This is a genomic window from Centipeda periodontii DSM 2778 (assembly GCF_000213975.1).
GTDB classification, from domain to species: Bacteria; Bacillota; Negativicutes; order Selenomonadales; family Selenomonadaceae; genus Centipeda; species Centipeda periodontii.
Genome location: NZ_GL892076.1, coordinates 513,752 through 519,985 on the forward strand (window position 1 = coordinate 513,752; position 6,234 = coordinate 519,985).

Sequence of the window (6,234 nt, forward strand, 5' to 3'; positions counted from 1 at the left end):
AAGGCTAGAATTATGGCATCTTAGCTTCCCCCGCCAGAGCGGGGGAAGTGGCGAGCGCAACGAGCCGATAGGGGCATTCGTGCAACAGCCCCCTGCAAAAAACACAATACTCAGCGCGAGAGATGTCGTCCTATTTTCGAATTGCCTTGAATGCAGCCGCCTGCTTCGTCATGCCGCGCTCGGAGGCGAGGCGCTCGATGGAGGATGCACCGAAGAATCCGTCGATCTCCGGAACGTGTTCAATGACATACGCCGCATCCTCCGGGTCGGCGATGGGACCGCCGTGGCAGATGACCATGATATCACTGCGCACACTGCGCCCCGCCGCAATGATCGCGCGAATCTTTTCGCAGCAGTCGTCGAGCGTCACGGCCGTCTCTGCTCCGATCGAGCCCTTCGTCGTCAGCCCCATATGCGCGACGAGGATATCCGCGCCTGCCTCTGCCATCGCCTTTGCCTGCTCCGGATCAAAGACATAGGGGCAGGTCAGCATATCAAGCTCATGTGCCATACGGATCATGTCGACCTCGAGACCGTAGCCCATGCCCGTCTCCTCGAGATTCGCACGGAACTTGCCGTCGATCAGCCCCACCGTCGGGAAATTCTGGACGCCGTTGAAGCCCTGCGCCTTGAGATCGGCGAGAAAGAGATCCATCACACGGAAGGGGTCTGTTCCACACACACCGGCGAGCACGGGGGTCTTCTTCACGATGGGGAGAACCTCACGCCCCATCTCCTGCACGATCTGGTTTGCGTCACCGTAGGAGAGCAGCCCGGAGAGCGAGCCACGTCCCGCCATGCGGAAACGTCCCGAGTTGTAGATGATGAGCATGTCCACGTCAGCCTTCTCGCTGCACTTCGCCGTGATGCCGGTACCGGCACCGACGCCGACGAGGATCTTGCCCTCCTTTACCTGTTTTTTGAAGTCCTGCAGGATCTCCTGTCTGGATTTTCTAAGCATCTCTGTTCCTCCGTTCCAAAACTACCGCTGTGCTTCCATCATCTGCACGAGCCGCTCTGCCGCCGCCTCTGCAAATTCCCGATCATTGATATGGCAGTCCATCGCAACGATCTCCGTCTTCGCCGGATCGACCTTCTCCCGCAGCGTACCAAAGAGTGCCGCATCCTCCTCCGGTCCGTAGAACGCCTGCCCCTCGGCATCGAGCATGGAGACGCCCTGCATCGGCAGGAGCAGGACGCTCCGCCCCGCATGTTCCGCCATGTTCAGCTTTTCCGCCAGCTTCGCCGCGACGGCGACATTCTCCTCAACAGACGTACGCATGAGCGTCACCGTCGGATTGTGCTGATAAAATGTGCGCCCGGCGAACTGTGCAGGCACCGTCTCCGGTGCGCCGAAGTTCACCATATCCACGGCTCCCACGGAAACCACCTGCGGCACACCGCCCAATACAGCCGCCTCGGAGCGATGTGGGCCTGCGGCGAGAACGCCGCCCACGAGCTCATCACACCACTCCGTCGTTGTCAGATCAAGCACGCCTTTGAAATAGCCGGAGGCGATCAGGCTCTCCATCGTCTTGCCGCCCGTCCCCGTCGCATGAAACACGAGCACGTCATAGCCGTGCCGCTCGAGTGCCTCGCGTGCAAAATTCACGCAGGGCGTCGTAACGCCGAACATCGTCGCGGCAACGAGCGGCTTTTTCGCCCCCTCCTCAGCGGGCAGTTCATCCCTCAGCCGCAGAAGACCTGCTGTCACGAGCACCGCATTGCGGAAGATCGTGCGCGAGATCTCGTTCAGCCCCGCCACATCGACGATGGACGGTATCATGATGATGTCGCTTGTGCCAACATACGGGGCGACGTTCCCCGATGCCATCGTCGAGACCATGACCTTCGGCACGCCGATCGGCAGCGCACGCATAGCAGGCGTGACGAGCGATGTCCCGCCGGAGCCGCCGAACGAGAGAACGCCATCGAATCGCTGCTCCGCGTAGAGTCTCGGCAGGATCTTTGCGAGCCCGCTCGCCAGAACTGCGGTCGCCTTCGCCCGATCGCGCTTTTCCGCAAGCGCCTTCATATCCTCTCCGGCTGCCTCCGCGATCTCTGTATTCGCAACATCGACCGAAATCCCCGCCTCGAATACACCGGTATGAATCGTAAACACGCTGAGCCCTAATTGTTCAAGCAGATTTTTCACATAGAGCAGCTCTTCGCGTTTTGTATCAAATGTACCGGCGAGTGCAACTGTTTTCATCGAACCCCTCCTTTTACGAAAAAAGAACTATGCGACCGTGTTGCTTACAGAATCATTCTATCGTTTTCTCGCCAGCATGTATATGTCTTTTTATATAGAAATCTTGTGTATATATTATATTTCTGTGAATTCTATGGATTCCGACTTGTGTTTATCTCAGATGAGCGTATATCGCGCGGCGAAACGCCCTGATATTTGCGGAACATCTTCGAAAACTGCGCGTAATCCAGATAGCCCGAGCGCGCCGCCACCTCTTTGCAGGAGAGGCGCCCCTCCTCGAGCAGCGCACGCGCGCGTTCCATGCGATAGGACAGGAGAAACGCGGTAAAGCTCATGCCCGTTTCCTGTTTGAACCGCGCGCTCAGATACGACGGCGACACATGGAGCACGATCGCCAGATCGCGCAGCCGGATTTCACGTCCGTAATGCTCGTGCACATACTGCTTGACGAAGTCGACCGCATCCGGCGCATGCGCCTCCGTCGCAAATGTTTCAGACACACCACTTCTTCCCGCATTCTTAAACGCACGTATGGTATGCAGAATCGCCTGTTCTGCGGGAATCCGGTCAAAGGTGGAGCCGCCGATATAGCCCTGTGCAGGTGTGTGCCGATAGAGATAGTCCACATCCAGCGGAGTATTGGCCGGCCCGGCATAGATCATGCGGATCGCCTCCGGATGCATGCGCACACACAGAGAGAAAATCCGGTCACAGATCTGCTGCGCCTCCGCAATCGAAATATATTTCTTCGCCCCCATAAAACCGCCCTTGGTCAGCCCCAGATGCACACAGATCACATCGACACCGGCACGGAGCATCGCCTCGGCCTCCTCCTCCCGTGTGACAAACGCCACGGTAAAGAGTCCCAAATGATGCGCCAGCGCAAGCGCCTCAACTTCGCGCTCGTAGACATTCCCATCCTCTTCGAGTGCGAGGCGGAACTGTCCATCGATCAGCGCAATGGTTGGGAAGTTTGCCACGCCCGAAAAGCCGTGCGCCTTAATCTCCTTGAGATACTCATAGAGATGAATGAAGGGATCACTCGCCGCAAGTCCGAATAGGATGGGCGCGTCCGGCAAAATGGGCAGCAGCTCCCGTGTCCCGAGCTCCATCGTAATATCATTGCTGCTGCCGTAGCAGTAATACCCCGCATAGGAACCGCGTCCCATAATCCGATAGCGCCCGGAACTGAGCGCGAGCAGAAAGTCCGCGCCGCCCATCATTGCGTAGGTTCCCGTCATCCCCGAGCCCGCCGCAACACCGACAAGATGTCCGTTGATATGAAGCTGCGCGCGCAATCGCTGCAGCAAGACCGTATACGAAACCATACACAGCACCTCCCGTGCCATTGCATATAACCTGCCACGCAAAAATACAGTTGTTGCCCATACGCATCGAACGATAATTCATCCTCTGCCCACGAGATAAAGGAAGCGTCAATAAAATTATTATAGCATATTTCCATACGAAAAAAGCACCCACTCCCGTAGGATTGGGTGCTTCGACGCCGCAGCGTCTCACGTATTCTTCGCAATGATCGCGCCCACGACAGCCCCTGCGATGATCGCCGTATTGATGCTGCCCTGCGAGTACTTCTTGCCGCCCTTGCGGCTCTTGCGCTTTCCACCCCATGCGAGCTGCTGCACATCATCGCGCCCGTCGAGACTCGTGTACGCTATGCGCTGCTGTGGCGACACGCCCAGCGGATTCGCAGAGACGGCTGCCATGCCTGCGGCACCGTAGCTCATCGCGCCGACAAGTGCCGCGACGGCGGTCTTCTTCATCATCTTTGTGGTCATCATGTAAATCCCAACCTTTCAGAGGGTGTAGAAATCTCTTCCCGTTGTAAGGAAATCATACTGCACATGGATGGGAATTGCATTCGAAGGGAATGCGAGTTTTGTTAGGAGTTGCTACTAATTTTTGTTGTTGTATGAAAATTTATTGAGTTCCGCTAAGATCGGGCTGCTTCTCCATGCTCCCGATAGTACTGCGCCTTGCCGCGCAGCACATCGCCGCCGCGCGTGCCGTCCTCTGCCCACGGGTGGAACGCAGGGCTTTCCTCCGTGCCGAGATACTCAAGATCCCAGCGTTCGCATGTCGTGCGCGGACCGTAGGGAGCATGGGTGCGCACGCTGTCCTCGTTGTCCGCCGCCTCACCGTGCGTCAGGATGCGCTCCTTGTCGATCGTCAGCCAGAGCCCGTCCGCAAGAGCCGTCGCCGACTGCGCCATCGCCTCGATCTGCGCGGCGGTCGGGGGTTCGCTGCCGAGGCTTTCCGTCGTCGCATCCACACATCCGAGGAGTGCGACGCTGATGCTCCCGCTGTTGCGCAGATACGTCGCGGCAAGCAGGTCATCGAGTACGCCGTCCCCGATGACGTAGATGCCGCCGTCCGCATCGACCTGCACATGGTAGTCCGCGAAGAACTGCCCGTAGTGTCCCGCCGTCCAGTGCAGGTAAATCTTCGTTTCACGTGCACAGCGCGCGGCGGCGTAATAGAGCGCGGGACGGTATGCCGTCGCCAGTTCCCGCAGTTCGGCGCAGGTCACACGCCGCATCGCGGAGGCGGGCAGTACCGCGCTCATCGTGCACTCTCCTTGTCGCCGCGCATCATGACCGTGCGCCCGAGGAAGCCGATCAGGCCCGAGGCGATGTTGCTCGTCAGCTCCGCGCTCCCGTAGAAGACGGACAGAATCGCGACAGTGACAAGCCCCGTCCCAACCATCCAGTCCACACGCGGCAGATCGTTCCGCATAAAAATTCTCCTTTCCTGTGTTTGCAAGTTTCTTTCCTAAGAAATACTTGCTGCAACAGCAGAAAAGGAGAGTTTTTTCCGTCCCCTTGCGGGGATGTGGTTTTGAAATTATAATCAAGTTTTAATGGTTCACGTGAAACACAAGGAGTTTCCGTCCCCTTGCGGGGATGTGTTATGCCGCACTTTCTGTCACAATGGCAAGAATATCTTCTTGTCGAATCGTATCGGTATCAATGCTGCCGTCCATACGGTCAATATCCGCCTCATAGGCAACACCGATCTCATAAATCTCTACAATAGAGGCTGTCTCACCTGTTTTGAGCCGAACTTTATCGTACAGCTTGATATCCATGACGTCACTCCTTCACATAGATCGAGGTCAGTCGAATGACTTTCGTATCCTTATCTTGGATCCATGCCGTCATTACGTTTTAATGGTTTTCTCCAACAAAAAGTTTCCGTCCCCTTGCGGGGATATCTCTATATGAGCTTCCCCCGTTTACGGGGGAAGTGCCGAACGAAGTGAGGCGATAGGGGCGACTACTCAGAGTTTCCTCAATATATATGCCCATCGTCCTCCGTACAAGCAATTTCACCATCTGAAACAATATCTGCGATTGCATTGTCAATCGCTTCGCAAACACTGAGGAAATCCCTGCGTATTTGCTGATTCGTAAAGCGAACGAGTCGAATACCTCTTTCACTCAAACAGGCTGTCCTATTGACATCATACCCGCGCACATCTTCCTCAAAATGCTGACCGCCATCCACTTCAATAGCAAACTTCAACGCAACCGAATAGAAATCCACAATGAAGTTTCCAACAGGCTGCTGACGGCGAAAATGATATGCACTTTTTGATAGGAAATCATACCAAAGGCGACGCTCCTCAGGTGTCATGCAGTGCCGCATCTCTTTTGCGTATTGCTTAACTTTTTGGTTGTAGTTACGCATAAAAACGCCCCTTCCACCATGCTTCGCATGGTCCCCCTCCCCCGCTGCGGCAGGGGAGGCTGGGGTTCGCACATTCCGTCCCCTTGCGGGGATGTGGTTTTGAAACTGTTTCACTCCACAATTCTATCGTGGAAGATGTTTTGTTTCCGTCCCCTTGCGGGGATGTGCTCTATTCGCCTCCCCCGTCGGAACGGGGGAGGTGGCGAGCGGTGCGAGCCGGTAGGGGCGCTTACAGCGGATGTACCTTTCTCACGATGGAGATGCGCAGATCGTTCAAGACGCCCCTTCCACCATGCTTCGCATGGTCCCCC

The 6,234-nt window shown here is 56.5% G+C and carries 8 protein-coding genes; all 8 read right to left on the minus strand.

Annotated features, from left to right (window positions below):
- Positions 1-130: 130 nt before the first annotated feature.
- The 8 genes from HMPREF9081_RS02265 to HMPREF9081_RS02300 all read right to left on the minus strand — a co-directional run bounded on the left by HMPREF9081_RS02265 (position 131) and on the right by HMPREF9081_RS02300 (position 5,923).
- Positions 131-961, minus strand: coding sequence for a phosphoenolpyruvate hydrolase family protein (locus HMPREF9081_RS02265; protein ID WP_006305315.1), 831 nt, complete (start codon positions 959-961; stop codon positions 131-133).
- 21 nt (positions 962-982) lie between these two features.
- Positions 983-2,212 carry a Tm-1-like ATP-binding domain-containing protein gene (locus tag HMPREF9081_RS02270; RefSeq protein WP_006305316.1) on the minus strand — a complete coding sequence of 410 codons (1,230 nt, stop codon included), beginning with the start codon at positions 2,210-2,212 and terminating at the stop codon, positions 983-985.
- 131 nt (positions 2,213-2,343) lie between these two features.
- A complete protein-coding gene (locus HMPREF9081_RS02275) occupies positions 2,344-3,540 on the minus strand; it encodes a phosphoenolpyruvate hydrolase family protein (RefSeq protein WP_040394300.1) in 1,197 nt (398 codons plus the stop codon).
- 189 nt (positions 3,541-3,729) lie between these two features.
- Positions 3,730-4,014, minus strand: a complete 285-nt coding sequence (locus HMPREF9081_RS02280) for a hypothetical protein (RefSeq protein ID WP_006305318.1) — start codon at positions 4,012-4,014, stop codon at positions 3,730-3,732.
- A 152-nt stretch (positions 4,015-4,166) separates the two neighbouring features.
- A complete protein-coding gene (locus HMPREF9081_RS02285) occupies positions 4,167-4,799 on the minus strand; it encodes an N-acetylmuramoyl-L-alanine amidase (protein ID WP_006305319.1) in 633 nt (210 codons plus the stop codon).
- Complete coding sequence (locus tag HMPREF9081_RS14035; protein ID WP_006305320.1) at positions 4,796-4,969, minus strand: hypothetical protein; 174 nt, start codon at positions 4,967-4,969, stop codon at positions 4,796-4,798. The genes HMPREF9081_RS02285 and HMPREF9081_RS14035 overlap by 4 nt, the downstream gene beginning before the upstream one ends.
- Before the next feature lie 172 nt (positions 4,970-5,141).
- Positions 5,142-5,321 (minus strand): hypothetical protein, encoded by a 180-nt coding sequence (locus HMPREF9081_RS02295; protein ID WP_006305321.1) that lies wholly within the window; start codon positions 5,319-5,321, stop codon positions 5,142-5,144.
- Between the two features lie 203 nt (positions 5,322-5,524).
- Positions 5,525-5,923: an endonuclease domain-containing protein gene (locus HMPREF9081_RS02300; RefSeq protein WP_006305322.1), complete on the minus strand. Its 399-nt coding sequence runs from the start codon at positions 5,921-5,923 to the stop codon at positions 5,525-5,527.
- Between the last annotated feature and the right edge of the window lie 311 nt (positions 5,924-6,234).